Source organism: Rhodanobacter sp. FW106-HT46G03, from assembly GCF_058789895.1.
Window position 1 is genome coordinate 904,825 of record NZ_JBYTCC010000001.1, and the last position, 25,135, is coordinate 929,959.

At 67.9% G+C, this 25,135-nt stretch carries 19 protein-coding genes and 1 pseudogene; 15 read left to right on the forward strand and 5 right to left on the reverse strand.

Features of this window, described 5'->3' with window-relative positions:
• Positions 1–24: 24 nt before the first annotated feature.
• Complete coding sequence (locus AC3WP6_RS03765; RefSeq protein WP_492626461.1) at positions 25–1,920, reverse strand: LTA synthase family protein; 1,896 nt, start codon at positions 1,918–1,920, stop codon at positions 25–27.
• 142 nt (positions 1,921–2,062) lie between these two features.
• On the opposite strand from AC3WP6_RS03765, the gene glnE reads away from it, so the two are divergent.
• The gene (gene glnE / locus AC3WP6_RS03770) at positions 2,063–4,927 is read left to right on the forward strand and encodes a bifunctional [glutamate--ammonia ligase]-adenylyl-L-tyrosine phosphorylase/[glutamate--ammonia-ligase] adenylyltransferase (protein WP_492626462.1); all 2,865 of its coding nucleotides are present in this window, start codon (positions 2,063–2,065) and stop codon (positions 4,925–4,927) included.
• 33 nt (positions 4,928–4,960) lie between these two features.
• On the opposite strand, the gene AC3WP6_RS03775 is transcribed toward glnE, so the two are convergent.
• Both AC3WP6_RS03775 and AC3WP6_RS03780 read right to left on the reverse strand, forming a co-directional pair.
• On the reverse strand, positions 4,961–5,518 hold the full coding sequence (locus tag AC3WP6_RS03775; RefSeq protein ID WP_492626463.1) for a YceI family protein: 558 nt from the start codon (positions 5,516–5,518) through the stop codon (positions 4,961–4,963).
• A pseudogene (locus AC3WP6_RS03780) lies at positions 5,515–6,258 on the reverse strand (cytochrome b). Before AC3WP6_RS03780 ends, AC3WP6_RS03775 begins: the two are co-directional and overlap by 4 nt.
• Before the next feature lie 25 nt (positions 6,259–6,283).
• Between AC3WP6_RS03780 and AC3WP6_RS03785 the strand changes: the two are divergent.
• Positions 6,284–9,880 (forward strand): hybrid sensor histidine kinase/response regulator, encoded by a 3,597-nt coding sequence (locus AC3WP6_RS03785; protein ID WP_492626464.1) that lies wholly within the window; start codon positions 6,284–6,286, stop codon positions 9,878–9,880.
• Positions 9,881–9,953: 73 nt separating this feature from the next.
• On the opposite strand, the gene AC3WP6_RS03790 is transcribed toward AC3WP6_RS03785, so the two are convergent.
• On the reverse strand, positions 9,954–10,376 hold the full coding sequence (locus tag AC3WP6_RS03790; protein WP_492626465.1) for a DNA polymerase III subunit chi: 423 nt from the start codon (positions 10,374–10,376) through the stop codon (positions 9,954–9,956).
• Positions 10,377–10,598: 222 nt separating this feature from the next.
• Here AC3WP6_RS03790 and lptF point away from each other — a divergent pair, with 222 nt between their 5' ends.
• From lptF to ltaE, 3 genes are read left to right on the forward strand one after another with little or no spacing between them, the layout of a single operon-like run.
• Positions 10,599–11,714: an LPS export ABC transporter permease LptF gene (gene lptF, locus AC3WP6_RS03795; RefSeq protein WP_492626466.1), complete on the forward strand. Its 1,116-nt coding sequence runs from the start codon at positions 10,599–10,601 to the stop codon at positions 11,712–11,714.
• Positions 11,711–12,805, forward strand: a complete 1,095-nt coding sequence (gene lptG, locus AC3WP6_RS03800) for an LPS export ABC transporter permease LptG (RefSeq protein WP_492626467.1) — start codon at positions 11,711–11,713, stop codon at positions 12,803–12,805. The genes lptF and lptG overlap by 4 nt, the downstream gene beginning before the upstream one ends.
• Before the next feature lie 10 nt (positions 12,806–12,815).
• Positions 12,816–13,835 carry a low-specificity L-threonine aldolase gene (gene ltaE, locus AC3WP6_RS03805; RefSeq protein WP_492626468.1) on the forward strand — a complete coding sequence of 340 codons (1,020 nt, stop codon included), beginning with the start codon at positions 12,816–12,818 and terminating at the stop codon, positions 13,833–13,835.
• A 9-nt stretch (positions 13,836–13,844) separates the two neighbouring features.
• Here ltaE and AC3WP6_RS03810 read toward each other — a convergent pair whose 3' ends face one another.
• Positions 13,845–14,780, reverse strand: coding sequence for a carbohydrate kinase family protein (locus AC3WP6_RS03810; RefSeq protein WP_492626469.1), 936 nt, complete (start codon positions 14,778–14,780; stop codon positions 13,845–13,847).
• 253 nt (positions 14,781–15,033) lie between these two features.
• Between AC3WP6_RS03810 and AC3WP6_RS03815 the strand changes: the two genes are divergently transcribed.
• The 10 genes from AC3WP6_RS03815 (at position 15,034) to lipB (ending at position 25,134) form a co-directional block, all read left to right on the forward strand.
• A complete protein-coding gene (locus tag AC3WP6_RS03815) occupies positions 15,034–16,080 on the forward strand; it encodes a rod shape-determining protein (RefSeq protein ID WP_492626470.1) in 1,047 nt (348 codons plus the stop codon).
• A gap of 64 nt (positions 16,081–16,144) precedes the next feature.
• Positions 16,145–17,158, forward strand: coding sequence for a rod shape-determining protein MreC (gene mreC, locus AC3WP6_RS03820; protein ID WP_492626471.1), 1,014 nt, complete (start codon positions 16,145–16,147; stop codon positions 17,156–17,158).
• Complete coding sequence (gene mreD / locus AC3WP6_RS03825; protein WP_492626472.1) at positions 17,155–17,640, forward strand: rod shape-determining protein MreD; 486 nt, start codon at positions 17,155–17,157, stop codon at positions 17,638–17,640. Before mreC ends, mreD begins: the two co-directional genes overlap by 4 nt.
• Positions 17,641–17,647: 7 nt before the next feature.
• Entirely contained in the window at positions 17,648–19,660 is a 2,013-nt protein-coding gene (gene mrdA, locus AC3WP6_RS03830; RefSeq protein ID WP_492626473.1) for a penicillin-binding protein 2, read from the forward strand.
• Positions 19,657–20,772, forward strand: coding sequence for a rod shape-determining protein RodA (rodA, locus tag AC3WP6_RS03835; protein ID WP_492626474.1), 1,116 nt, complete (start codon positions 19,657–19,659; stop codon positions 20,770–20,772). Before mrdA ends, rodA begins: the two co-directional genes overlap by 4 nt.
• A 79-nt stretch (positions 20,773–20,851) precedes the next feature.
• Entirely contained in the window at positions 20,852–21,847 is a 996-nt protein-coding gene (mltB, locus tag AC3WP6_RS03840; RefSeq protein ID WP_492626475.1) for a lytic murein transglycosylase B, read from the forward strand.
• Positions 21,844–22,752: a septal ring lytic transglycosylase RlpA family protein gene (locus tag AC3WP6_RS03845; RefSeq protein ID WP_492626476.1), complete on the forward strand. Its 909-nt coding sequence runs from the start codon at positions 21,844–21,846 to the stop codon at positions 22,750–22,752. The genes mltB and AC3WP6_RS03845 overlap by 4 nt, the downstream gene beginning before the upstream one ends.
• Positions 22,753–22,799: 47 nt before the next feature.
• Positions 22,800–24,056, forward strand: coding sequence for a D-alanyl-D-alanine carboxypeptidase family protein (locus AC3WP6_RS03850; RefSeq protein WP_492626477.1), 1,257 nt, complete (start codon positions 22,800–22,802; stop codon positions 24,054–24,056).
• A complete protein-coding gene (locus AC3WP6_RS03855; RefSeq protein ID WP_492628630.1) occupies positions 24,056–24,346 on the forward strand; it encodes a DUF493 family protein in 291 nt (96 codons plus the stop codon). The genes AC3WP6_RS03850 and AC3WP6_RS03855 overlap by 1 nt, the downstream gene beginning before the upstream one ends.
• A gap of 56 nt (positions 24,347–24,402) precedes the next feature.
• Positions 24,403–25,134: a lipoyl(octanoyl) transferase LipB gene (gene lipB / locus AC3WP6_RS03860; protein ID WP_492626478.1), complete on the forward strand. Its 732-nt coding sequence runs from the start codon at positions 24,403–24,405 to the stop codon at positions 25,132–25,134.
• The last annotated feature ends 1 nt before the right edge of the window (position 25,135 follow it).

The following is a 25,135-nucleotide window of genomic DNA, read 5'->3' on the forward strand; positions in this document are numbered from 1 at the left end:
GTCGCCCACGCGCCTCTTCACGGCTCAGCGCATCAGCTGCGCCTGCGGCAGTGGAGCCGGGGTCGCGTCCAGCGAATGGGCAAGCCGTTCGTTGGGCGACCCTTCGCGGACGTGCGCCAGCAGCGGATCGAGTTTGTGCGCGAGGCGCAGCTGCTGGATGCTGGCCATTGGCTGGTCGAGATTGCGCAGCATGGCGCCGGTGCGCGCACCGGGGCGGTCGGGGCTGCCGGGGGCACGAGTAAGCGCGGCCAGCTCCGGGCCGACCAGCGTGGTCAGCGCAAAGTAGGGATCGTCGTGGATGCCGGCCGTGGCCAGCAGCTTGCCCGGCAGCAGCCAGGCAGCGGTATCCGCCTGGGTGGCCGGCGCCTGCGCGTGGACATCCACCAGCAGCCAATGGCTAGGCTGCACCAGCATGTCGCCGCCATCGACGAAACCCAGCGTGCGGTAGCTCCCCGCCAACCCCGGCAGGTGGTCGCCGTAGAACAGCAGCAGGGTCGGGCGCGTGCGCCGCGCGAGCAGGTCGGCCAGCCGCCCGAGTTCGGCGTCGGCGTGGCGCAGGTGGTGGAGGTAATTCTGCAGCTCGACGCGATCCTTGCCGACGATGGCTGCCGGCACTTCGATCGCGTCGCGCGCGGCAGTGTCGGCGGGGTCGACATCGTACGGGCCATGCGCCTCGATGCTGATCGCGAACACGAATTGCGGCGGGCCGTCGTCCTTGAGCTGCTGCGCAATCTCGTCGGTCAATGCGCGATCCGCCATGTATTTGCCGTCGTTCGGCGCGTTGGCGGGGAACGCCGCTTGCGACACGAAGCGCTCGAACCCCAGCGTCTTGAACGCCGTGGTGCGGTTCCAGAAACCGGGGTCGTTGCCGTGCAGCGCGGTGGTGGCGTAGCCGTGCGCCGCCAGTACCTGCACCAGACTTGGCACGCGCTGGTGGCTCATCTGCAGGTAGGGAAACTGCAGCGTGTCGAAGTAGCGCAGCGACAGCCCGGTGAGCATCTCGAACTCGGTGCGGATGGTGCCGCCGCCAAAGGTCGGCACGTGCAGTGCGCCGCTGGCGCCGCGTGCGGCAAGACGATCGAGGTTGGGCGTGAGATCGGCGGCCTCGAAGCCGTGCAGGCGGCGCGGGTCGAAGAAGGATTCGCTCTGCACCACGACGATGTCGGGCAGCACGGCCGCCGTCGGCAGCAGCAGGCTGGTGCGCAGCTCGGGCGTGGATTGGTCGATCAGTTGTTGTGCGATGGCGCGGTCGGGGCGCAGTTTCTTCTGCGCATACTGCTGGCGGAACAGCAGCAGCTCGCTGATGAGGCCGGACTGCACGCGGGTGGCGCTGGCCGACCACGGCTCCAACCACAACACGCTGCCGTTGTAGAGCCTGGTCCAGCCACCCCAGCCGCCGAGCAGGCTGCCCAGCGCCAGCCCCAGCATGCCGCCCGCCAGGAGCCGTTTGCCGCCGGTGCGCCGGGCGCACAGCGCCGGTTCGTGTTGCCACGCCAGCACGGCAATGATGCTGGTCGCCAGCAGTGCCAGCCATGGCCACGGACTGCCCGGCAGGTACCCCGCCAAAAGGTGCCAGCCGCCGCGGCGCAATTGGCCCACCATCTGGAAATCGGCTGGCAGCAACGGCACGCCGAGGTTGGCCACCTTGAGCGCGTTGACCGCGTAGACCACCCCCTGCAGCAGGAATGCGAGGCCGAACGCCAGCAGCAGGCGCCGCGTCGCCACCAGCAGGAGGCCCGCCAGCAGCAGACCCGGCAGGGCATTGGCCAGCGGATAGCGCGCCTGATCCAGCAGCCGCCACGGCAGCACGCCTGCGCCGCCATCGACGAGGCCGGTCAGCAGCACGAACGCCAGCGCACCGGCGAGCACCCGGGCGAGGGGCAACAGCGGACGCAGGCGTGTGGCAAGCGATGGGGTCATGGCATTACCGGGTCGTGCGAGCAGGGCTCGGCGGGTCATGAAGCGGAAGGGCAGCGTAACGATACTGACATGAACCGTTCATGCCGTTGTCATGGATAAAGATCAGGCCAAGCCGGCAAACGCTTTGCGGCACAATGCCGGCATGCCCGTTACCGCCACCCCCGAACTGCAGGCGCTGGTCGACGATCGTTACGCCGAGCTTGCGGCGCGCTGCCGCGCAGCCGGCGTGCCGTTGCACGATGACGCCGGCGTCGCCGAGCGCATTCGCGCCACCCTGCTGGCCAGCGATTTTGCCTTCGAGGCATGGCGTGCCCAGCCGCAGCTGCTGGCGCCGGCCGGGATCGAGCGCCTGCGCGCCAGCGCCGATGCGGGGCCGCGGGCGGAGACGCTCAAGTTGGCCGAGGACGAGGCGCAGGCGATGGCAACGCTGCGGCGCTTTCGCCATGCCGAAGCGTTGCGGCTGGTGTTTCGCGACGTCAACCAGCTGGACGAGCTGCCCGAGACGCTGTCTGCCACCAGCGTGCTGTACGAGGTGCTGCTGGATCGCGCGCTGGCCTGGTCCGAGCGCGCCACCACCGCGCGCTACGGCACGCCGCGCAGCCGCACCGGCGAGGCGCAGCGTCTGATCGTGGTCGGCTTCGGCAAGCTCGGCGGCGCCGAGCTCAATTTTTCCTCCGACATCGACCTCATGTTCGCCTATCCGCACGGCGGGCAAAGCGACGGCGCGCGCGCGCTCGACAACGGCGAGTATTTCGTGCGCCTCGGGCGCCAACTGGTGCGCCTGCTGGCCGAGCCCACGCGCGACGGCATCTGCGCGCGGGTGGATTTGCGTCTGCGTCCGTTCGGCAACGCCGGACGCCTTGCGCTGTCGTTTGCGGCGATCGAGCAGTACTACCAGCGCGAAGGCCGCGACTGGGAGCGCTACGCGTGGATCAAGGCGCGCGTGGTTGCCGGTGGGGCACTCGCCGGCAAGCAGTTGCAGGAACTCCTGCGGCCGTTCATCTATCGCAAGTACCTCGACTACACCGCGTTTGCCGGCCTGCGCGAAATGAAGGCGCTGATCGACGCCGAGGTTGCGCGCAAGGACCTCTCCGGCAACATCAAACTTGGATCGGGCGGCATCCGCGAGATCGAATTCATCGTGCAGCTCAACCAGCTCATTCGCGGCGGCCGCGAGCCGGCGCTGCGCGTGCGCGGCCTGTTGCCGGCGCTCACCGTATGCGCGGCGCGCGGGCACATTCCGGCGGCGCGCGCCAAGGTGCTGCGCGAGGCGTACGTGTTTTTGCGCCGGCTGGAAAACCGCCTGCAAATGCTGCGCGACGCGCAAACCCACGACATTCCCGACGATGCGCTGAGCCGTGAGCGCATCGCGCTGGGGTTGGGCTGGCCTGGGTGGGAAGGGTTGGCGGAAACGTTGGCGCGACACCGCGGGATCGTCGCCGAGGAGTTTGCCGAAGCGCTGATGCCGCACGGCGGGCACACCACCGGCGCGCCGGCTGCCGATACTGCGCTGTGGCAGGCCGCGTGCGACGCCTCGCTGGCGGCCGGCACGCTGGCCGCCAGCGGCTTCGCGCCCGGCGAAGGCGTGGCGGATGCGCTCGGCAAACTACCGCTGGCGGGGTCGGTGCGCGGCATGTCGGCGCGCGCGCGCGAACGACTCGACCACCTGATGCCGCAGCTGATTGGCGCCGCGCGCGACAGTGCCGCACCGGTCGCCTGCCTGCTGCGCCTGTGCCGGCTGGTGCAGGCGGTGGCGCGGCGATCCTCCTATCTGGCCTTGCTGGAAGAACAGCCGGCCGCGCGCAAGCGGCTGGCCGACGTGTTTGCCGACAGCGGCCTCCTGGCCGAGCAGGTGATCGCCCAGCCGTTGCTGCTGGATGACGTGCTCGACCCACGCATCGACCAGTTGCCGTTGCGGCGGGCCGACATCGCCGCCGAAATCGTCCGCGTGCTGGCGGCGCTGGACGACCACGGCACCGAGCAGGAGCTGGAGCGGATCAACGAGTTCCAGTCGTCCACCGCGTTCCGGCTGGGCCTCGCGTTCAACGATGGCCGTGCGGACGCCGCGGCCACCGCGCGCCGGCTGGCGGCGCTGGCCGAGTCGGTGGTGGGTGCGATCACCCGGCTCGCCGCGCGCGAGTTGGCGGCGCAGCACGGCAGCCTGCCCGGCGCGGGCCTCGGCTTCGCGGTGCTGGGTTATGGCAGCCTCGGCGGACAGGAGCTGGGTTTTGCGTCCGATCTCGACCTGGTGTTCGTCTACGACGGCGAGCGCGCCCGGGCGACGAGTGATGGAGAGCGCCCGATCGAAGGCGTGCGCTGGTACCAGCGCCTCGCGCAGCGGGTGATGAACTGGCTTGCCGTTTCCACCCGCGCGGGCCACCTGTACGAGGTGGACACGCGCCTGCGTCCGGACGGTTCCAAAGGCCTTTTGGTGAGCAGCTTCGACGCCTTCGTGGCCTATCAGCAAAGCCGGGCGTGGACGTGGGAGCACCAGGCCTTGCTGCGCGCGCGCCCGGTGGCCGGCGACGCCGCGCTTGGCGAGCGGCTGGCCGAGGTACGGCGTGCGATCCTCGGCGCGCCGCGCGACACCGCGCGGGTGCTGGCCGAAGTGAGCGAGATGCGCCGTCGCTGGCGCGCGCAACGGGACCGCTCCGACGCCGCCCAGCTCGATCTCAAGCAGGGCTACGGCACCCTGCTCGACATCGCGTTTGCGCTGCAGGGTCTGGTGCTGGCGCATGCCGCGCAGTACCCGGAGCTGCTGGCTTCCACCGCGAACAGTGGCCTGCTGCGCGCCTGCCGTGAAGCCGGGTTGCTGACCATGGTCCAGACCGACACACTGGCCGGCGCGCACGCGACGCTGCTGCAGCGCGCACTGCAATGCACGCTGGATGGCCGCTCGCGGGTGGCGCCGCGCAGCGCCGAGCTGGAGGCGCTGGCGCAGCGGGTGGCGGCGGTCACGAACGAATTGGGGTTTGCGTTTGCGCCGCCCCTCGGCGTGGATGCTTGAAGGTCGGCGCCCGCGGCGGTCGCCGGCGATGGTTCACCGTGCTTGAAGCAGCAGGTGCGCCTGCACCGTCACGTCGGCGCCGATCACCGAGGTATCCGCGAAGTCACCACGGCCCACGCCGAAATCCAGCCGTTTGAGCACGCTGGAAACATCGGGCGTGGCCCGGTTGCCGTTGGGCGTGAACGTCACCGCGAGGCGCACCGGCTTGCTCACACCGCGCAGCGTGAGGGTGCCGTCGGCCACCACCTTGCCGCCCACTGCGTGCAGACCGGTGGTGACGAACCGCGCGCTGGGATGACGCGCCACGTCGAAGAAATCCGCACCGGGCAGGGCGGCTTGCTGATCCTTGTCCCGCACCGCGACGCTGGCGAGCTGCACGGTCACATCGAACTTTGCCTGCGCGAGCTGCGCCGGGTCGTAGCGGATCGTCGCCTGCCACGTCTTGAAACTGCCGTGGAAAGCCGCGCCCTGGAACGTGCCGGTGAAGCCCAGTGTGCTGCCGGGTTGCACCGTGTAGTCGGTGGCCAGCGTGGTAGCCGGCAGGGCCAGCGCAAGCAGCACGGCGGCGAGCCGCGCGGACAGACGGGTCATGGTTCTTCTCCGGTGGTGGCGCGGCCTGCGTGCGGGCGCCCGAATGGCAACATGCGCCGCAGCACATCGTCGTGGTCGAAAACGTGATGCTTGAGCGCGGCACCCACGTGCAGCACCAGTACCAGCGCCAGCAGCAGAAACAGTGATTTGTGCACCAGGTGCGCGGTGTCCGCGAGGGCGTCGCCGGGCATCGCGAGCGCCGGCAGGTTGAATTGCTTGAACCACTGCTACGGTTTGCCGGCCAGCGAGTTGAACCACCAGCCGGTGAGCGGGATCGCCAGCGCAAGCAGGTACAGCGTGGCGTGCGTGGCGCGCGCCGCAAGCTGCTGCCAGCGCGGTGCGGTGGCGACCGGGCGGCGGTCGCGGCTGCGCCAGGCCAGGCGCAGCAGCATCAACCCCAGCACCGTGAGCCCGACCGACTTGTGCAGCGCCAGCCACTGGATCTTCTGCATCGGCCCGTGCGCGAGATCCATCGCCAAACCGAATACGCCGTTGCCGAGGATCGCCAGCGCCAGCCCCCAGTGAAAGGTCTTGGCCAGGATGCCCCAGTGCTGGTCGTCGCTGCGCAGTGACATGGATCGCGTCCCTGGATGGCTTGCGGAAGGGGCGGCAGTCTGGTCGATCGTCGGCATGGGCGCCAGCCAATGCCGGCGAACGCTGCGTTCCTGTCGGGCGACGACCGGTGCGCCAGCGCCGCAGGCCGACCGCGGCTCGCGTGCCACGCCGACTTTTGGCATCATGCGGCGGGTTCACGGGGAGTCCACCATGTTTGCTGCGCTTGCGCTGGGGGCCTGGCTGGCTGCGGCATCACTGGCGGGCGCGGCGCAGGTACCCGTTCCGGCGCCGGCAGCGAGCGCCGCGAAGCCGGCCGAAGCGCTGCTGCCGACCCCGCAATTCACCCATTTCGACATGGCCGACGGGCTGCCCAGTTCGTCGATCAACGCAGTAGTGCAGGATCACCGCGGCTTCATGTGGTTTGGTGGTTCCGGCGGGCTGTCGCGCTACGACGGGGTGGAGTTCCGCACCTACAAGCACGAGCCGGACAACCCCGATTCGCTGTCGTCCAACGACATCACCCAACTCGTGTGCGCGCGGGACGATCGGGTGTGGATCGCCACCGGCGACAGCGGCGTGGACCGGCTCGACCCGGCCACTGGCAAGTTCGAGCACTGGCGGCATGATCCGCACGATCCGCACAGCCTTGCCAATGATCTGGTGACGGCGCTGGCCCTGGGGCCGGATGGCAGCTTGTGGATCGGCACCCGTGGCGGCCTCGACCGCCTGGCACCGGACGGCAAGCGCATCACCCACGTGGCCTACCTGCCGGCGATCGGCGGCGGCACCGGCAACGTGCGCGACTCGCTGGTGGGCGCGCTGCATTTCGATGCCGATGGCACGCTGTGGATCGGTACCTGGTCGGGGCTGTTGCTCAAGCGTCTGCCGGACGGCCGTTTCGTCCGGGTGCCGGTGGATTGGGGTTCGATGCAGGGTTCGTTGCAGATCTGGCGCATCAATGGCAGCGGCAAGCATCTGCGCATCGGCACCCGCGCCGGATTGATGACGATCGGTGCCGATGGCGTGGCGCGGCGCAAGTTCAGCCTGGACCAGATGCCGCAGGGTTACGTGTTCGACAGCGCGCGTGACGCCAGCGGCCGGTTGTGGATGGCGACCATGGACGGGGTGGTGATGGATGACCCGGCCACCGGCCTGCATCGTTTCGGCAGCCAGCCGCTGCTGGTCGGCGGCTTGCCGGGGCAGTGGACGTGGCGCGTCGTCAGGGATCGTGAAGGCGGCATGTGGTTCACCTTCTACGATGGCGGGGTGGCCTATCTCGGGCCAGGTTGGGAAGGGTTCTCGCGCTACACCCACATCCCCGACGACCCGACGAGCCTGCGCGACGTGATGGCCAGCGTGGTGGCGCCCAGCGCCGACGGCAAGCTGTGGGTCGGCGAGCGCGGCAAACTGGACAAGCTCGACCCGACCACCGGCAAGGTGGAGCACATTCCCGGCAACCTCGGCTCGGAGGCGATCGTCATCCTCGACACTGGCAAGACGGTGTGGGCGACCACGCACGGGCAGCTGTGGCGCTACCAGGGCGGCAAGCTGGGCACGTTTGCCGCCGGCAACCCGATGCTGAGGCGGCCCGCCATCGTGACCCAGGGCAACGGCGACGACCTCTACGTCAGCGTCCTGAAGTACGGCGTGGTGAAGCTCGATACGCGCACGGCGGTGGTCACGCCGGTGCCGATGCCGCCCGATGCCACCGATGTGGACGACACGCCGAGCGTGCTTTCCTTCCGGCACGGGGTGCTGTGGTACGCCAACGCCGAGGGGCTGCTGCGCTGGGATGCCAATCTCGACCGCATGGGTTTCGTCCCCGGCGTTGCACGCGGCACCGTAGTGGGCGCCACCGACTTCGACCGCCCGTTCTGGCTGGTGCGCGAGGATGCGCTCGAGCACTACCACTGGGACGGCGCGCGCGCGGTGCGCGATCGCGTCGTCGGCGCGGCGCAGGGCTGGGACAGCCCGGTGACCATGGGGTTGGAGGAAGATGCCACCGGCAAGCTGTGGATCTTCACCCGCACCGGATTGCTCAGCTATGCACCGGCCACTGGCGTGTTTCGCCGTTATGGGCGCCAGGAGGGGTTGGCCAACGAGGAGTTCCAGAGCGACGGTGCGCAGTTGTCGCCGCGCGGCCCGTTCTACGCCGCCAACCAGGCTGGGGTGATCGGCTTCAACCCGCTCACCCTGCGCGAACACGCCGTCACCCCGTTGCTGGCGGTGACCGCGATCGCCGTGCGCGGCGAGCGTGGTGTGCGGCAGTTGCCCACCAGCACCCGCGACGTGCACCTGGGCTGGAACGACCGCGACCTGCGCGTGAGCGTGCGCGCGCTGTCGTACGTCGATCCGCGTGCCAACCGCTACCGCTTCCGCCTCGCCGGCCTCGATGACGGCTGGGTGGACACCGGCAATCATGGCGACCGCGAATTCGTCGGCCTGCGTCCCGGCCGCTACATCCTGCGGGTGGAAGCCGCCGGCGCCGGCGGGCGGTGGGGCGGGCTTGACGTGCCGTTGCAGATCCGCGTGGATGCGCCGCCGTGGTTGCGCTGGTGGGCATGGACGCTGTACGCGCTGGCGTTCGTGCTGGTGGCCGGCTGGATGCTGTGGGCGTGGCGACGGCGCATCGCGCAGCGCCACCGCATGGCGCTCAGCGAACAGGCACGTGTGCTGGCCGAGCAGACCAGTGCGGCGAAGACCCAATTCCTGGCCACGCTCAGCCACGAAATCCGCACCCCGATGACGGGCGTGATGGGCATGGCCGAGTTGCTGCTCGATACCCCGCTCGACGATCGCCAACGCGGCTATACGCAGGCCATGCAACGCTCCGGCGGCATGCTGCTCAAGCTCTTGAATGATGCACTCGACCTGGTGCGCATCGACGCCGGGCGGTTCACGCTGGAGATCGCCCCCTACGCGCCGCGGCAGATGGTGGAGGAGGTGGCGCAGCTGGAACAGGGCGTGGCGTGGAGCAAGGGCCTGCGCTTCGAGGTCGACGTGGAGGGCCTGCCGGCGCAGGTGCGCGGTGATGTGGTGCGCATCAAGCAGGTGCTGCTGAACCTGGTGGGCAATGCGCTCAAGTTCACCGAGCATGGCAGCGTCACGCTGCGCGCACGGCGTGCGGATGCATGGCTGGTTTTCAGCGTGATCGACACCGGGCCCGGCATTCCCGAGGCCAGCCAGGCCCGCCTGTTCGAGCGCTTCGAGCAGGAGGACAGCCCGCAACGGCGCGTCGGCAGCGGCCTGGGACTCGCCATTTGCCGCGAGTTGGTGACCATGATGGGCGGCAGCATCGAGCTGCAATCGCGTCTCGGCCACGGCAGCAGCTTCATCGTGCGCCTGCCGCTCGACGAGGTGACGTTGCCGCCGCAGGCGCCCGGTGTCCGTGCGGCGCGGCGCGGTCTGCAGGTGCTGCTGGTGGAGGACGACCCGACGGTGGCGGCGGTCATCGTCGGCATGCTGCAGGCGCAGGGCCAGCACGTGGTGCATGTGGGCGATGGCTTGCAGGGGCTGGTGGAGCTGGAGCGCGGCCGCCTCGACGCGGTGCTGCTCGACCTCGACCTGCCGGGCATCGATGGCTTCCAGGTGGCGCGCCTGATGCGCCAGCATGCGGCCGGCGCGCAGCTGCCGATCATTGCCGTCACCGCGCGCTCCGCCGCCACCGACGAGGCCGAAGCCCAGCGCGCCGGCATGAATGGTTTCCTGCGCAAGCCGCTCACCGGCGCCGAGTTGGCCGCCATGCTGAACCGCGTGCTGGATGCGGACCGCGCGGACGTCGAGCCAATCGCGGTTGACCCGGCATGAAGCCGGGATTGGGGATTCGGGATTAGAAAAAGCCGCGAGTCCAGCCGAATCTCGAATCCAGAATCCCGCCCCCTCACATATCGTTCTTCACCAGCTCGAACCCACGTTGCTGGTACTCGCGCCAGCGGGTGCGTGAACCGGCGCGCTCGGCGGGGTCGGCGGCCACGACTTCCAGCACCCGCTGGTAGCCGCCTTCGGCGCAGGCTTCGCGCAGGTTGATCACCAGCGGGCGATCCGGCGTGTCGACACCGGGCGGGGCAATCAGCACGGCGGTTTGCGCATCGTCCTCGTCGCCGGCGATCTGGTGCGGGATGAAGGCATCCTCGTCGAATGCCCACAACAGCTCGTCCACCGCCTCGGCCTGCGCGTGGTCGCGGGCAAGGATCAGCGCTGGCTGCTGGGCCGCGAAGGCGCGTTTTGCCAGCTCGCACACCAGGCGCAAGGGCTCTTCGCGAAAACGCGGTTTGGCGATCAGGTAAAAATCGGCGCGGGGCATGGTGTGAAAGGACAGGTGGGCCAAGGCAGTGAGGGTAGCAGGCCGCGTGCCGCGGCATGTGCGGGCAGCAGCGGGGCTGTCGCGCCGCCAGTACGGTATGGGGCCGACGCCTGAACCCCGGCCGTTTGCACCGCGGCGCCGGTTCGGCGCGGGCAGTCGAACCGGCTAGACTGGCGCCTCGCCGGCCCGATCGGCGCGCATGCTGGCCGATCCGTCTATTCGATGCTGAACATCCTCGACCGCTATTTTCTGCGCGAGCTGACGCAGACCGTTGTCGCCACCGTGGTGGTGCTGATGGTGATCGTCGCCGGCACCGCGTTTGCCACCGTGCTGCAGCAGGTGGCCAAGGGCAGCTTTCCCACCAGCGTGATGTTTCAGGTACTCGGCCTGCGCACGCTCGAAGGGCTCACCAACATGTTGCCGCTGGCGAGCCTGGTTGGCGTGCTGATGGGCCTGGGGCGCATGTACCGCGAGAACGAAATGCACGTGCTGATGGCGTCCGGCATGGGACCGGAGAACGTGCTGCGTCCGGTGGCGCTGTTGGCGGTGTTGCTGGTGGGGCTCACCGCGGCGGTGTCGCTGTGGCTGGGGCCGTGGGCGGCGCGCGAGAGTGGCACCCTGATCAACGTGGCCAACCGCTCGGTGATCGCGGCCGGCCTGGACGCGGGCCGCTTCACCGAGTTGCCGGGCAAGGGCGGCATCATCTTTGTCGATGCGATCAGCCGTGATGGCACCCGCCTCGGTCGCGCGTTTGTCGCCACCCAGCGCGGCAGCGAGGATGGCCGCCAGCACGTCAAGCTGGTCACTGCACAAAGCGGGCGACTGTATCAGGAGAGCAACGGCGCCAATCGGTTCATCTCGTTCCGCGACGGCTGGCAGTACGACATTCCGCTTGGTGGCGACAACTGGCGGCGCATGCAATACCAGCGCAACGACACCGCGTTGTCGGAGGTGACCAGCGATGACAGCGACGACCCGGCCGAAAGCATGACCACGCTCGCCTTGCTGCGTTCGACCAGCCACGACGCCAAGGCGGAACTTGCCTGGCGCACCAACGCGCCGGCGCTGACGCTGGTCATGTTGATGCTGGCGCTGCCGCTCGCGCGCCAGAGTCCACGCGAGCCGCGTTACGGGCGTCTGATGCTGGCGATGTTGAGCTTTTATCTTTACTACCTGCTGCTTGCGCTTGGGCGTGCGCAAATCGGCAAGGGGCACTGGCACAACCAGTGGCCGCTGTGGGCGCTGCATGCGCTGATGCTCGCTTTTGCCGGTTGGCTGTGGTGGCGCCAGCACGCGCCGCGCAAGCCGAGCCGATCCGTCGCGGTGGGCAGCCCATGAGGCTTTCGGTGAAGCGCGTGGATCGGCTGGTGGCGCTGAGCGTGCTTGGCTCGCTCATCGGCGTGTGGTTGGTGCTGACCGGGTTCGACGCGGTCACCCAGTTTTTGCGCCAGCTCGGGCATGTCGGCAAGCACGGTTTCACGCTGGGGAACGCGGCGGTGTACGTGCTGGTGACCACGCCGCGGCGCGCCTACGAGATGTTCATCTTTGCCGCCGTGATCGGCGGCCTGATGGGGCTGGGCGGGCTCGCCGCCACCAGCGAACTGACCGCGCTGCGCGCGGCCGGCATGTCGCGCCTGCGCATCGCGGCCTCGGCCACCGGGGTGATCGCGGTGCTGGTGCTGGGCGTCGCGATCCTGGGTGAAACCGCCGCGCCCTGGGGCGACCAGCTTGCGCAGTCGATGCAGTTGCGGATCAAGTCCGGCAACATCGGCACCACCGGCAGCGGGCTGTGGGCGCGCGACGGTGAGCGCATCATCAATGCGCGCAGCAGTCTGGTGCGCGAGGTAGGCCACGGCAGCGTTGTGCAGCTGGCCGACGTGCGCGTGTTCACGCTGACGCCCGACGGCCAGCTCAGCCGCTTCGAATGGGCCAAGACCGCCGACCACGACGGCCACCAGTGGACCCTGCACGACGCGCGCGTGAGCACGCTCGACGCCAGCGGCGTGCACACCACGCAAGTGGCCGCCGAAAGCTGGCCGTCGAGCCTCAACCCGCAGGTGCTGGCGCAGTCGGTGATCCTGCCGCAGTACCTGTCCATGCGCGGCCTGCGTCGCAACATGCGCTATCTCAAGCGCAATGGCGAAAGCCCCGGCGTGTACGCGGTGGCGTTCTGGGGCCGGGCGCTGTACCCGCTCAACGCGCTGGTGCTGGTGCTGTGCGCGATGCCGTTTGCGTTTGGCACGATGCGCTCGGGCGGGTTGGGCAAACGCATCTTTGTCGGCATGCTGCTGGCGATCGGCTGGTATTTCCTGCAGAAGGCGATGGTCAACTTCGGCACTGTCTACGGCTTGTCGCCGCTCTTCGCCAACCTGTTGCCGGCGCTGCTGTTGATCACCGTGGCGTGGCTGGGTTTCCGCAAGCGTGCATGAGGGGCATGGCATGAAAACGATCGACCTGCGCAGCGATACCGTCACCCGGCCAACGCCGGCCATGCGCGCGGCGATGCTGGACGCTGCTGTCGGCGACGACGTGTATGGCGAGGATCCGACCGTCAACGCGCTGCAGGAACGGCTCGCCGGCGAGCTCGGCTTCGAGGATGCGCTGTTCGTCCCCAGCGGCACACAGTCGAACCTGTTGGCGGTGATGAGCCACTGCGAGCGCGGCGACGAATACCTCGTGGGCATGGCCGCGCACACCTACAAGTTCGAGGGCGGCGGCGCCGCCGTGCTCGGCTCGATCCAGCCGCAACCGATCGTGCAGGCCGAGGATGGCAGCCTGCCGCTCGACCGGGTCGCCGCAGCGATCAAGCCGGTTGACCCGCACTTTGCGCGCACCCGCCTGCTGGCGCTGGAGAACACTTGGCATGGCCACGTGCTGGCGCTGGATTACCTCGCCGCCGCGCATGCATTTGCGCGCGAGCACGGGCTTGGCATCCATCTCGATGGCGCGCGTATCTTCAACGCCGCGATTGCCACCGGGGTCAGTGCCCGTGCGATCGCGCAGCATTTCGACACGGTGTCGGTATGCCTGTCCAAGGGCCTGGGCGCGCCGGTCGGTTCGGTGCTGGTGGGTTCGGCCCCGCTGATCGCCAAGGCGCGGCGCTGGCGCAAGGTGCTGGGCGGCGGTTGGCGCCAGGCCGGCATGCTGGCGGCGGCGGGTCTGTACGCGCTGGATCACCATGTCGCCCGGCTGGCCGACGACCATCGCCGCGCGGCGCATCTCGCCGGCTGCCTGCGCGAAATTGCCGGCCTGAACCTCCTCGGCCAGTACACCAACATGGTGTTCGTCGAGGTGCCGCCTGAACGCCTGCAGGCGCTCGACAGCTACCTGCACACCCAGGGCATCCGCATCAGCGTGGGCTACATGCCAACGCTGCGGCTGGTGACGCATCTGGACGTGGACGACGCCGACATCGAACGCGTGGTGCAGGCGTTCCGCGGGTTCTTTGCCCGCGGCTGAACGCGGCCGTCAGCCCAGTGCGTGGCCGAACTGCGCCTTGAACATGGCGGCGAATTCGGCGTAGCCGAAATGCTGGTTCTGGGTGCCTGGGTGCTCGATCTTGAGTGCGCCCATCAGTGACGCAACGCGGCCCACGGTGGCCCAGTCCTGGCCGTGCATGATCGCGTAGATGAGCCCCGCGCGGTACGCGTCGCCGCAGCCGGTCGGGTCGACGATGGCATGCTCGTGCGCCGGCGGAATGGCGTAATCCTTGCCGCCGGCATGGATCATCGAGCCGCGCGGGCCCATGGTGACGATGTAGGCCTTCACGCGGGCGGCAATCTCCGCCGCGCTCCAGCCGGTGCGCGTCTGCAGCAGTTGCGACTCATAGTCGTTGACGATGACGTAGGTCGACTTTTCGATCATCGCGCGGAACTCTTCGCCGCTGAACAGCGGCATTGCCTGGCCGGGATCGAACACGAACGGCACACCGCGCTCGTGGAATTCGTCCACGTGCTGCAGCATCGCCTCGCGGCCGTCCGGCGCGACGATGGCAAACTCCATGCCGGCAATATCACGCACATGGTTGTCGTGCGCGCTGGACATCGCGCCGGGGTGGAAGGCGGTGATCTGGTTGTTGTCCAGGTCGGTGGTGATGAAGCACTGCGGGGTGAACTGGTCGTCGAACACGCGCACGTGGTCGAGCCGGATGCCGCACTTTTCCAGGTGCGCGCGGTAGGGGGCGAAATCCTGGCCCACCGCCGCGACCGGCAACGGGTCGCCACCCAGGAGTTTCAGGTTGTAGGCGATGTTGCCGGCGCAGCCGCCAAACTCGCGGCGCATCTTGGGCACCAGGAACGACACGTTCAGGATGTGCATCTGGTCGGGCAGGATGTGATTCTTGAACTGATCCTGGAACACCATGATGGTGTCGTAGGCGAGCGATCCGCAGATGACGGCTGACATGGTGGCCTGGTGGTCCGTAAGTGGGGCGCACAGCCGGCCGCGCGCGAGCGCACGGATTCCGGCGGCTTGCCAAAGCGTTCCATTCTAGGATGAACGCTGGCGATCGGCGCACACCGAGTTCGCGAGTCGGGTACCGAATGGCCGGAACCTCGCGAGAAACAAGGTTTTTTTTAACATTGTCATGGTTGCGTGAAAAGCAACCGCTGACTAGACTGGCGAGCTTGTTTTCACTCGGCAGCGCGCGGCAGGCCTCATGTTCAAGAAGTTTCGCGGAATCTTCTCCAACGACGTCTCGATCGATCTCGGCACCGCCAACACGCTGATCTACGTGCGTGGCCAGGGCATCGTGTTGAACGAGCCTTCGGTCGTCGCCATCCGTCAGGATCGTGGCCCTGGCGGCCCGCGTGCGATCGCCGCCGTGGGTGGCGAGGCCAAGCGCATGCTCGGGCGCACGCCGGGCAACATCGCCACCGTGCGCCCGATGAAGGACGGCGTGATTGCCGACTTCACCATGACCGAAGCGATGCTGCAGTACTTCATCAAGCAGGTGCACAAGAGCCGCTTCCTCCGCCCCAGCCCGCGCGTGCTGGTGTGCGTGCCGTGCGGTTCGACCCAGGTCGAGCGGCGCGCGATCAAGGAATCCGCCGAAGGCGCCGGCGCCCGCGACGTGTACCTGATCGAAGAACCGATGGCGGCCGCGATCGGCGCCGGCATCCCGGTGCACGAGGCGCGCGGCGCGATGGTGCTGGATATCGGCGGCGGTACGTCCGAGGTGGCGGTGATCTCGCTCAACGGCATCGTCTACTCGCAGTCGGTGCGCATCGGCGGCGACCGCTTCGACGAGGCCATCATCAACTACGTGCGGCGCAACCACGGCACGCTGATCGGTGAATCCACTGCCGAGCGGATCAAACTGGAGATCGGCTGCGCGTTCCCGCAGGCCACCGTCAAGGAGATCGACATCTCCGGGCGCAACCTCGCCGAGGGCGTGCCGCGGATGATCACGATCAACTCCAACGAAATCCTCGAGGCGCTGCACGAGCCGCTGGCCGGCATCGTCGCCGCGGTCAAGGCGGCGCTCGAACAGACCCCGCCGGAATTGTGCTCCGACGTCGCCGAGCGCGGCATCGTGCTCACCGGCGGCGGCGCGCTGCTGCGCGATCTCGACCGGCTGGTTTCCGAGGAGACCGGGTTGCACGTGCAGGTGGCCGACGATCCGCTCACCTGCGTAGCGCGCGGCGGCGGCAAGGCGCTGGAGCTGATCGACCAGCACGGCAGCGATTTCTTCGCCACCGAATAATCGGAGCCCGCCCATGGTCTTCGAGCACCATGTGCCGGGGCAGGCCACGAACAGGCCCTGACCGATGGCGCGCGCGCACGACGAAACCTCGCCCCTGTTTGCCGGCAACGCCGCCGGCACGCTGCGGCTGGTGTTTTATCTCGCGTTGGCGATGGTGCTGATGGTGCTCGACCATCGCAACAGCTGGTTGTGGCAGGTGCGCAACACGGCTTCGATGGTGGTCGAGCCGGTGTACCGGCTGGCCAGCCTGCCCGGCAACGGGGTTCGCGCGCTGACCATCGCGTTTGCCGACCGCAAGCTGCTCACCGAACAGAACCAGCGCCTGCGCGAAGACCTGCTGCTGGCCAACGCACGGCTCAATCGCATGGCCAGCGTGGCCGAGCAAAACGAGCGGCTCAAGGGCCTGCTCGACACCCAGCACAGTCTGGATCTCAACGTGCAGCTTGCGCGCGTGGTCGGCGTCGATCTGGGGCCCTATCAGCAGCGTCTGGTGGTGAACCTTGGTGCGCGCGACGGCGTCCACGGCGGGCAGCCGGTGATCGACGCGCACGGCGTGATCGGGCAGGTGGTACAGGTACTGCCGACCACCTCGGTGGTGATGCTGGTGACCGATCCGGCGCACGCGATTCCGGTGGTGGACGAGCGCTCGGGCTTGCGCACGGTGGCTTATGGCGCACACGATGCCGATGGCATCGTGCTGCCCAACGTGCCGCTGGCCGCCGATGTACGCGTGGGCGACCGGCTACTTACCTCCGGGCTGGGCGGACGGTTTCCGCCGGGGTTTCCGGTCGGCACGGTGCTGAGTGTCGCGTTGGGTGATTCGGGCATGTTCCGCATGGCCCAGGTGCAACCAGCCGCCGACGTGGATCGCAGCGATGACGTGTTGCTGCTGCACGATCAGGCCGAGCCGGCCGGTCCGCCCGCGCCCGCGGTGCCGGCCGGGCCGCCAGCGGCGCTGGCACCCGCACCGGGTACGGCAGCAAGTGCGGCGAAACCGGCGGCGTCGAGCCCGGTTTCCACCCCGGCGCCGCATCCGGTCGCGCCGGCCGCTGCGCCGCCGACCGGGGGGGCGCCATGAATCGGCAGCGGCTCACCCGCTGGTGGTTTGCGGCCACGCTGGGGTTTGCGCTGGTGCTGATGCTGGTGCCGTTGCCAGCGCCGCTGGCGGCATTCAAGCCGTACTGGCCGGCGCTGGTGCTGATTTACTGGGTGCTCGAGGCGGAGGATCGCGTGAGCCTCGGGCTCGCGTTCGTGGTGGGGCTGGGCGCGGACGTGTTCGATGGCGTGTTGCTCGGCGAGCAGGCCTTGCGTCTGGTCGCGCTGGTGTTCATCGTGCGCCACTTTCGCTCACGGCTGCGGTTTTTCCCGATGTGGCAGCAGACGCTGGCGGTGCTGGCGCTGCTGCTAAACGACCGCGTGCTGCTGCTGATCGTGCGCAGCTTGTCCGGCGCGCCGCTGCCGCCGGCCGGTTTCTGGATCGCGCCGCTGGTCGGCGCCGTGCTGTGGCCGTTCCTGTTCCTGCTGCTGGACGACCTGCGCATGCGCCTGCGCCTGCAGTGAGGGCGCCATGAAGTTGCGGCGCACCCTCAAGGACCCGCATCACGAAGCCGTGGTGTTTCGCCGCCGCGCGCTGGTCGGGTTTGTGCTGATCGTGCTGGCGCTCGGCGGGCTGGTGGCGCGCTATGTGGTGCTGCAGGTGGCTCGCTACGACGAGTTTGCCGCGCGCTCGCAGAGCAACCGCATCAAGCCGATCGCGATTCCGCCGGCGCGCGGGTTGATCTTCGACCGCAACGGTGTGCTCTTGGCGAACAATGTGCCGGCGTTTCGGCTGGAAGTGGTGCCCGAGCAGGTCAGGGACATGGACGCGATGCTGGCGCGGCTGGGGCGCGTCATTCCGCTCAGCCGCGACGACCTCGACAGTTTCCACAAGCAGCTCAAGCAGAGCCGCCGGTTCGAGAGCGTGCCGCTCAGGATGCGCTTGACCGAGGACGAGATCGACCGCTTTGCGGTGAACCGCTGGCGTTTTCCCGGCGTGGACGTGGTGCCGTACCTCAACCGGCGGTATCCGCTCGGGCCACTGTTTGCGCATGTGATCGGTTATGTGTCGCGGATCGACGCGGATGATCTCGACCGGCTCGATCCTGCACGCTACAAGGGCACGACGCATGTCGGCCGGATCGGCATCGAGCGCTCCTACGAAAACGTGCTGCACGGCACGCCCGGCTACCAGTTGGCGGAGGTGAATGCCGACGGCCGCACCCAGCGCGTGTTGCAGATCCATCCGGCGACGCCGGGCAAGAACATCTATCTTTCCATCGACGTGCGCATCCAGAAAGCCGCTGAGAAAGCACTCGACGGGCGTGCCGGCGCGGTGATCGCGATCGACCCGCGCAATGGCCAAGTGCTGGCGATGGTCAGCGAGCCCACCTACGATCCCAACCTGTTTGTCGACGGCATCAGCCACGCCGATTACGACGCCCTGACACACGACCCGGAAAAGCCGCTGCTCAACCGCGCGATCCGCGGCGTGTATCCGCCCGGCTCCACGGTCAAGCCGTTCATCGGCCTGGGCGGGCTGGAACTCGGGCTGCGCAAACCGACCGACAGCGTGCTGTCCACCGGCACGTTCTACATCCCCGGCCAGAGCCGCGGTTATCGCGACGATGTGCGCGGCGGCGTGGGCGTGGTGAACCTGATGCAGGCGATCCAGATGTCGGTCAACACGTATTTCTACAAGCTCGCGCTGGACATGGGCATCGACCGTTTCAGCGCATGGATGGGCAAGTTCGGATTTGGCCGTCCCACCGGCATCGACCTGGACGGCGAAGCCAGCGGCGTGCTGCCGTCGCGCGCGTGGAAAACCCGGCGCTTCAAGCAGCCGTGGTACCCCGGTGAAACCGTGATTGCCGGCATTGGCCAGGGCTACTGGGCGGTGACGCCGCTGCAGCTGGCGCATGCGCTGGCGACGCTCGCCGGCCACGGCATACCGCATGCGCCGCGACTGGTGATGGCGACCCAGGCCGGCGTGGAAGCGCCGAAGGTGCCGCTGCCCAATCCGCCGAGCGGGCCGTCGCTGGTGACCAACCCGGCAAGCTGGCAGGCGGTCGACCAGGGCATGCAGTTGGTGGTGAACGCACCGCGCGGCACCGCCTACGGGCTGGGCAAAGGGTTTCCGTATACGGTGGCCGGCAAGAGCGGCACCGCCGAGCGCTATTCGCGGCGCAGCGATGCCTACGACACCAACAAGAACCTGGCCTATCTTGCCAGCCGCCATCGCGCGTGGTTCGAACTGTTTGCGCCGGCGGAAGATCCGCGTATCGCCGTCGTCGTGCTGCTGGAAAAAGGCGCCTGGGGCGCCTCCTCGGCCGGGCCGATTGCGCGCAAGGTGCTGGATGCGTGGCTCGCGACGCAGCCCAACCCGCCGCCCAACACGCCGCTGCCGGAGGCCGGCAGCGCAGCGCCAGCCATGCCGGTTGCCGCGCCAACGCCGCCATCTCCCGCGGTCGGCGCCGCACAACCCGCAGGCGCCAGCAGCACCTCGGCCGCAACCGATGGGGTGGATGAGGAGATGCAGCCATGAACGCGATGCTGGCAATGCGTTTGCGCCGCTTGCGGCGGAATCTCCTGGTGCGGCCGCGGATCGACTTGCCGCTGATGGCCGGGTTGCTGCTGCTGGCGGTCGTCGGGCTGGCCACGTTGTTCAGCGCGGCCGATGGCACTTACCCGCTGGTGCTCGGGCAGGCCGCCCGGTTTGCCCTCGGGTTTCTGCTGCTGCTGCTGGTTTCGCGCGTGCCGCCAGCGGTCTGGCGCAACTGGACGCCGTGGCTTTACGCCGGCAGTACCGCGCTGCTGGTGGTGGTCGCGATCCTCGGCGAAGGCCGGGGTGCCGATCGCTGGCTCGATCTGGGCGTGCTGCGTTTTCAGCCGTCCGAACTGGCCAAGCTCACCATGCCGATGATGGTCGCGTGGTATTTGCATCCACGCCAGCTGCCGCCCTCGTGGAAGGACATGGCCGTGGTCGGCGTACTGATTGCGGTGCCCGCGTACCTGATTGGCAAGCAGCCGGATCTGGGCACCGCGTTGCTGGTGGCGGCTGCCGGTGCGTTCGCGCTGTTTCTGTCGGGCGTGGCGTGGTGGCGCATCGGCTTGTTGCTGGTGGGCGCGGCCGGCATGGCGCCGATCGCCTGGCATTTCATGCACGACTACCAGCGCGGCCGCATTCTCACCATGCTCAATCCAGAATCCGACCCGCTCGGCAACGGCTGGCACATCATCCAGTCGCAAATTGCCGTGGGCTCCGGTGGCGTGTTCGGCCGCGGCTGGATGCACAGCTCGCAGTCGCGGCTGGATTTCCTGCCCGAGCACACCACCGACTTCATCTTCGCGGTGTTTTCCGAAGAGTTCGGCCTGGTCGGCGTGTGCCTGATGCTGGCGCTGTACGCCTTCATCATCGGCCGCTGCCTGTGGATCGCGATGGAAGCACGCGATACCTACTCGCGGCTGCTGGCTGGTGCGATCGGCATGAGTCTGTTCGTCTACGTGTTCGTCAACGGCGGCATGGTGGCCGGCATGCTGCCGGTGGTCGGCGTGCCAATGCCGCTAATGAGCTACGGCGGCACCTCGGCGGTCACCCTGCTGGTGGGTTTCGGCATGCTGATGTCGATTCACGTCAACCGCAAGACGCATTACTGAAAGCGGCCTGCCGGTGCCACGGTTTGCGCCGAAACGCGTGTTACGCTCTCGCGCAGTGGTTGCCGATTCCTTCCCCGCCATGCCCGTGATCCTTGCGCCGCGATTGCGCAGAGCGCTGTGCCGAACCTTGCTGCTGCTCTCGTTGTGCACGCCGTTTGCGGCCGCGTTGGCCGCCGTCCTTCCCGGCCAGGCAGCCCTGGTGGCCGAGGTGGCCCGTGACACCGGCAAGGATCCGCAGGCGCTGGACGCGCTACTGGATGCGGCGCAAGTACAGCCGGCCATCCTCGCGGCGATCAGCCGCCCGGCCGAGAGCAAGCCGTGGAGTGCCTACCGGCCAATCTTTCTCACTTCCGCGCGCATCGACGACGGCATCGCGTTCTATCGCGAGCACCGCGACCTGCTCGAGCGCGTCGGTCGCGAGTACGGCGTGGCGCCGCAGTACCTGGTGGCGATCCTCGGCGTCGAAACTTTCTACGGGCGTGTCACCGGCAAGTACAAGGTGCTCGATGCGCTGGTCACCCTCGGCTTTTACTACCCGCCGCGCGAGAAGTATTTCCGCCAGCAGCTCAAGACCCTGCTCGAACTGCCGGCCGATCATCTCGCCGGCCCGCTCGACAGCCTGACCGGTTCATACGCCGGCGCCCAGGGCTGGGGCCAATTCATGCCCGACAGCATCCGCGACTACGGCGTGGACGAGGATGGCGACGGGCGCATCGACCTGATGCATTCGTTGCCCGACATCCTCGCCAGCGTCGCCAATTATTTCGCCGGACATGGCTGGGTCAGTGGCGGGCAGGTCGCCGTGCGCGCGCAGGCCGATGGCGCGGCCAAGGCGCTGACCTGGCAGGCGCAGCCGCAGTGGCCGTTGGAACAGCTCGAGGCGTGGGGTTATGCCGCCGGCGAGGCGCTGGATCCCGGCGCGCCGACCAGCCTGTTGACGCTGGATGGCGCCACCGGTCCGGAGCACTGGTTCACCTTCGACAATTTCCAGGTCATCACCCGCTACAACCGCAGCCCGATGTACGCGCTGGCGGTGATGCAGCTCGCGCAGGCAATTGCGGACGGTGTGCAATGAGGCTGGCACGGCTGTTGCCACTGGCGTTGCTCGTGACGCTGTTGGCGGCGTGCGGCGGCAGGCATGCAACGCGGCCAAGCGGCACCACGCGCGCCGGCAGCGCGCACCACGGCTGGTTTCATCGCGACCGCGACAACACCAGCCTGCCGCAGGATCGCCGCTATGGCACGCAGGCCGACAGCACGCCGGCCGGCCCGCCGCCGGCCTTCATCTACACCATGCCCGAGCCGGTGCCGAAGGCCGAGCCCCGCTCGCCGTATGGCAACCGCTCGCCGTACACCGTGAACGGCCAGACCTATTCCGTGCTGCCCAGCGCGCGCGGCTACGACGAGCGCGGCATCGCCTCGTACTACGGCAACAAGTTCCACGGCTACAAAACCTCGAACTTCGAGGCCTACGACATGTACCAGTTCAGTGCGGCCAGCAAGGTGCTGCCGCTACCGAGCTATGCGCGGGTCACCAATCTCGCCAACGGCAAAAGCGTGATCGTACGGGTGAACGACCGCGGCCCGTTCCACGCCAACCGCGTCATCGACCTCTCCTATGCCGCGGCGGTGCGCATCGGCATCTGGCCCAAGGGCAGCGGGCTGGTCGAGGTGCAGGGGCTGGATCCCGCCGCGCCCGGCGGGGAACCTCCGCCGTTGCCGCCGGTCTCCAAGGGGGCAAACTTGCCGGGCATCTATCTGCAGGTGGGCGCGTTCTCCGACGCGACCAACGCCGAGCGGGTGGCGGCGCAGCTGCGGCGCGCGAATTTTGCGCCGGTGCAGGTGGAACAGGTTCAGATCAACGGGCGCACCATGCGCCGGGTGCGCTTGGGTCCGTTGAACGACGTCGACACCGCGGATGACGTGACCACCCGCATCGAAAACATGGGCCTGCCGCGCCCGCAGGTCGCAGTAGACTGATTGCTATTTGGCCGCGCGTAAGGCCTCTTACCGGAACGCTAACCACGATGAGATTTTTGCCCCGCACCCTGACCTCGCTCGTTGCCGTCGTACTGGCCGCGGGTGCCGCCTTTGCGCAAGCCGTGCCGCCACGGCCGTCGCCGGTGCCGCGTCCGGTGGTGCCGGCGATGCCGGTGCCGCCGCCGCCCGAAGTGGATGCGCAAAGCTGGGTGCTGATGGATTACGCCACCGGCCAGATCCTGGCCTCGAAAAATCCCGACGAGCGCCGTGCACCGGCCTCGCTGACCAAGGTGATGACCGACTACGTGGTGTCTGCCGAGTTGGCGAACGGCCGCATCCACCCGAAGGACGAAGTGACCATCAGCGAGCACGCCTGGCGCTCCGGCGGCGCCGGCACCGATGGCTCGACCAGTTTCCTCAAGCTCGGCAGCCAAGTGCCGCTGATGGATCTGCTCAAGGGCATGATCGTGCAGTCCGGCAATGACGCCGCGATTGCCCTCGCCGAGCACACCGCTGGCTCCGAAGACGCATTTGCAAACCTGATGAATGCGTATGCAAAACAACTCGGCATGGTCAATACGCATTATTCCAATGCATCGGGTTATCCGGTCGCCGACCATTACACGACGGCGCGTGATGTCGCCATCCTGTCGCGGGCGCTGATCCACGATTTTCCGGCCGATTACGCCATTTCCGCGATCAAGGAATACAGCTGGAACGGGATCAAGCAGCAAAACCGCAATGCGTTGCTGTGGCGCGACCCGGCGGTGGACGGCATCAAGACCGGGCACACCGCGGCCGCCGGCTTTTGTCTCGATGCTTCGGCCAAGCGTGGCGATCAGCGCATGATCGCGGTGGTGATGGGCGCGTCCACCGACAAGGGCCGCGCCGATGCGGCGATGGCGCTGCTCAATTACGGTTTCCGGTTCTACGAAACCCACAAGCTTTATGCGGTCGGCAAGACGCTGGCCAATCCGCGGCTGTGGAAGGGCGAAGCCAATCATCTGCCGCTGGGCGTGGCGGAAGACGTGCTGGTGACGGTCAAGACCGGCCAGTACGACAAGCTCAAAGCCACCATGGACATCCCCACGACGCTGATCGCGCCGTTCAAGAAAGGCCAGCACGTGGGTGTCCTGCGCATCACGCTGGATGGCGCGCCGATCCAGAACGTGCCGCTGGTGGCACTGAATGACGCGCCGCAGGGTGGCTTCTTCTCGCGCCTGTGGGATTCGATCCTGCTGTGGTTCCACGGCAACAAGCAGACGGCGACGGTGGCCCCGCCGCCGGCAAAGGCCACCAAGTGATTCGCGAAATCGACTTCACCCAGGCCAAGCGCGAAGGCAAGGGTTTCCAGTTTCCCGGCGAGTTCGAGATCACCGCCGTTGGCAAGGCCGAAGCCGGCCTGCCCACCCGCGTACCGGAGCTGCTCACCCGTGCGGGCCTCGAGGTGCGGCACGAAACCGTCCGTGAGCGCGCCTCCGCCGCCGGCAACTACGTCTCCGTCACCATCAGCTTTCACTGCTGTACCCGCGAAGAATATGAAATGGCGCATGCCGTACTGCGGGCAGACGAGGCGGTGAGGTATACGTTGTAGCGGGAAATAGGGAATAGGGAATAGGGAATAGGAAAAGCTGGCTTTCGCGTTTTTGAATGTCTCAGGAAACACAAGACCATTATCTCGCCGTGACTACTGATTCCCGATTCCCGATTCCCGATTCCCGGCCCTTGGCCATCCGCCGCCTCGGCCGTCAGCCCTACCTGCCGATCTGGCATGCGATGAGCGAGTTCACGGATCGGCGCACGGCGCAGACGCAGGACGAGTTCTGGCTGCTGGAACACGATCCGGTGTTCACTTTGGGGCAGGCGGGCAAGATGGAGCACGTGCTGGCGCCGGGGGACATTCCGGTAATTCCGGTGGATCGCGGCGGGCAGGTGACTTACCACGGGCCGGGCCAGATCGTGGGCTACCCGCTGCTCGACCTGCGCCGCGCGAAGCTCGGCGTGCGCGATCTCGTGCACGGCATCGAGCAGGCGATCATCGACACGCTGGAGCACTGGAACATCATTGCCATCCGCCACCCCGGCGCGCCCGGCGTGTACGTGGCCGATGCCAAGATCGCGTCGCTCGGCCTGCGTGTGCGTCGCGGCTGCACCTTTCATGGGCTGGCGTTCAACGTGGCCATGGACCTGGAGCCCTTCCATCGCATCAATCCCTGCGGTTACAAGGGTTTGCAGATGACGCAAGTGGTAGACTTCGGCGGCCCGTCACGGTTGACGGACGTTGAGGACGTATTGGTCGAAGAGTTTTGTCGCCAGTTCGGCTTTCGCGCCACGCGTGCGGCACCCGTCATCCCCGGTTTGCCTCAGCATGCAGTGGTTTGAT

Coding starts and splice junctions, on each gene's coding strand:
- AC3WP6_RS03765 (WP_492626461.1), bottom strand. CDS start 1,920: ATGACCCCATCGCTTGCCACACGCCTGCGTCCGCTGTTGCCCCTCGCC.
- AC3WP6_RS03850 (WP_492626477.1), top strand. CDS start 22,800: ATGAGATTTTTGCCCCGCACCCTGACCTCGCTCGTTGCCGTCGTACTG.
- glnE (WP_492626462.1), top strand. CDS start 2,063: ATGCCCGTTACCGCCACCCCCGAACTGCAGGCGCTGGTCGACGATCGT.
- ltaE (WP_492626468.1), top strand. CDS start 12,816: ATGAAAACGATCGACCTGCGCAGCGATACCGTCACCCGGCCAACGCCG.
- mreD (WP_492626472.1), top strand. CDS start 17,155: ATGAATCGGCAGCGGCTCACCCGCTGGTGGTTTGCGGCCACGCTGGGG.
- lptG (WP_492626467.1), top strand. CDS start 11,711: ATGAGGCTTTCGGTGAAGCGCGTGGATCGGCTGGTGGCGCTGAGCGTG.
- rodA (WP_492626474.1), top strand. CDS start 19,657: ATGAACGCGATGCTGGCAATGCGTTTGCGCCGCTTGCGGCGGAATCTC.
- AC3WP6_RS03810 (WP_492626469.1), bottom strand. CDS start 14,780: ATGTCAGCCGTCATCTGCGGATCGCTCGCCTACGACACCATCATGGTG.
- lipB (WP_492626478.1), top strand. CDS start 24,403: ATGTCTCAGGAAACACAAGACCATTATCTCGCCGTGACTACTGATTCC.
- mltB (WP_492626475.1), top strand. CDS start 20,852: ATGCCCGTGATCCTTGCGCCGCGATTGCGCAGAGCGCTGTGCCGAACC.
- AC3WP6_RS03815 (WP_492626470.1), top strand. CDS start 15,034: ATGTTCAAGAAGTTTCGCGGAATCTTCTCCAACGACGTCTCGATCGAT.
- mreC (WP_492626471.1), top strand. CDS start 16,145: ATGGCGCGCGCGCACGACGAAACCTCGCCCCTGTTTGCCGGCAACGCC.
- AC3WP6_RS03845 (WP_492626476.1), top strand. CDS start 21,844: ATGAGGCTGGCACGGCTGTTGCCACTGGCGTTGCTCGTGACGCTGTTG.
- lptF (WP_492626466.1), top strand. CDS start 10,599: ATGCTGAACATCCTCGACCGCTATTTTCTGCGCGAGCTGACGCAGACC.
- mrdA (WP_492626473.1), top strand. CDS start 17,648: ATGAAGTTGCGGCGCACCCTCAAGGACCCGCATCACGAAGCCGTGGTG.
- AC3WP6_RS03775 (WP_492626463.1), bottom strand. CDS start 5,518: ATGACCCGTCTGTCCGCGCGGCTCGCCGCCGTGCTGCTTGCGCTGGCC.
- AC3WP6_RS03785 (WP_492626464.1), top strand. CDS start 6,284: ATGTTTGCTGCGCTTGCGCTGGGGGCCTGGCTGGCTGCGGCATCACTG.
- AC3WP6_RS03790 (WP_492626465.1), bottom strand. CDS start 10,376: ATGCCCCGCGCCGATTTTTACCTGATCGCCAAACCGCGTTTTCGCGAA.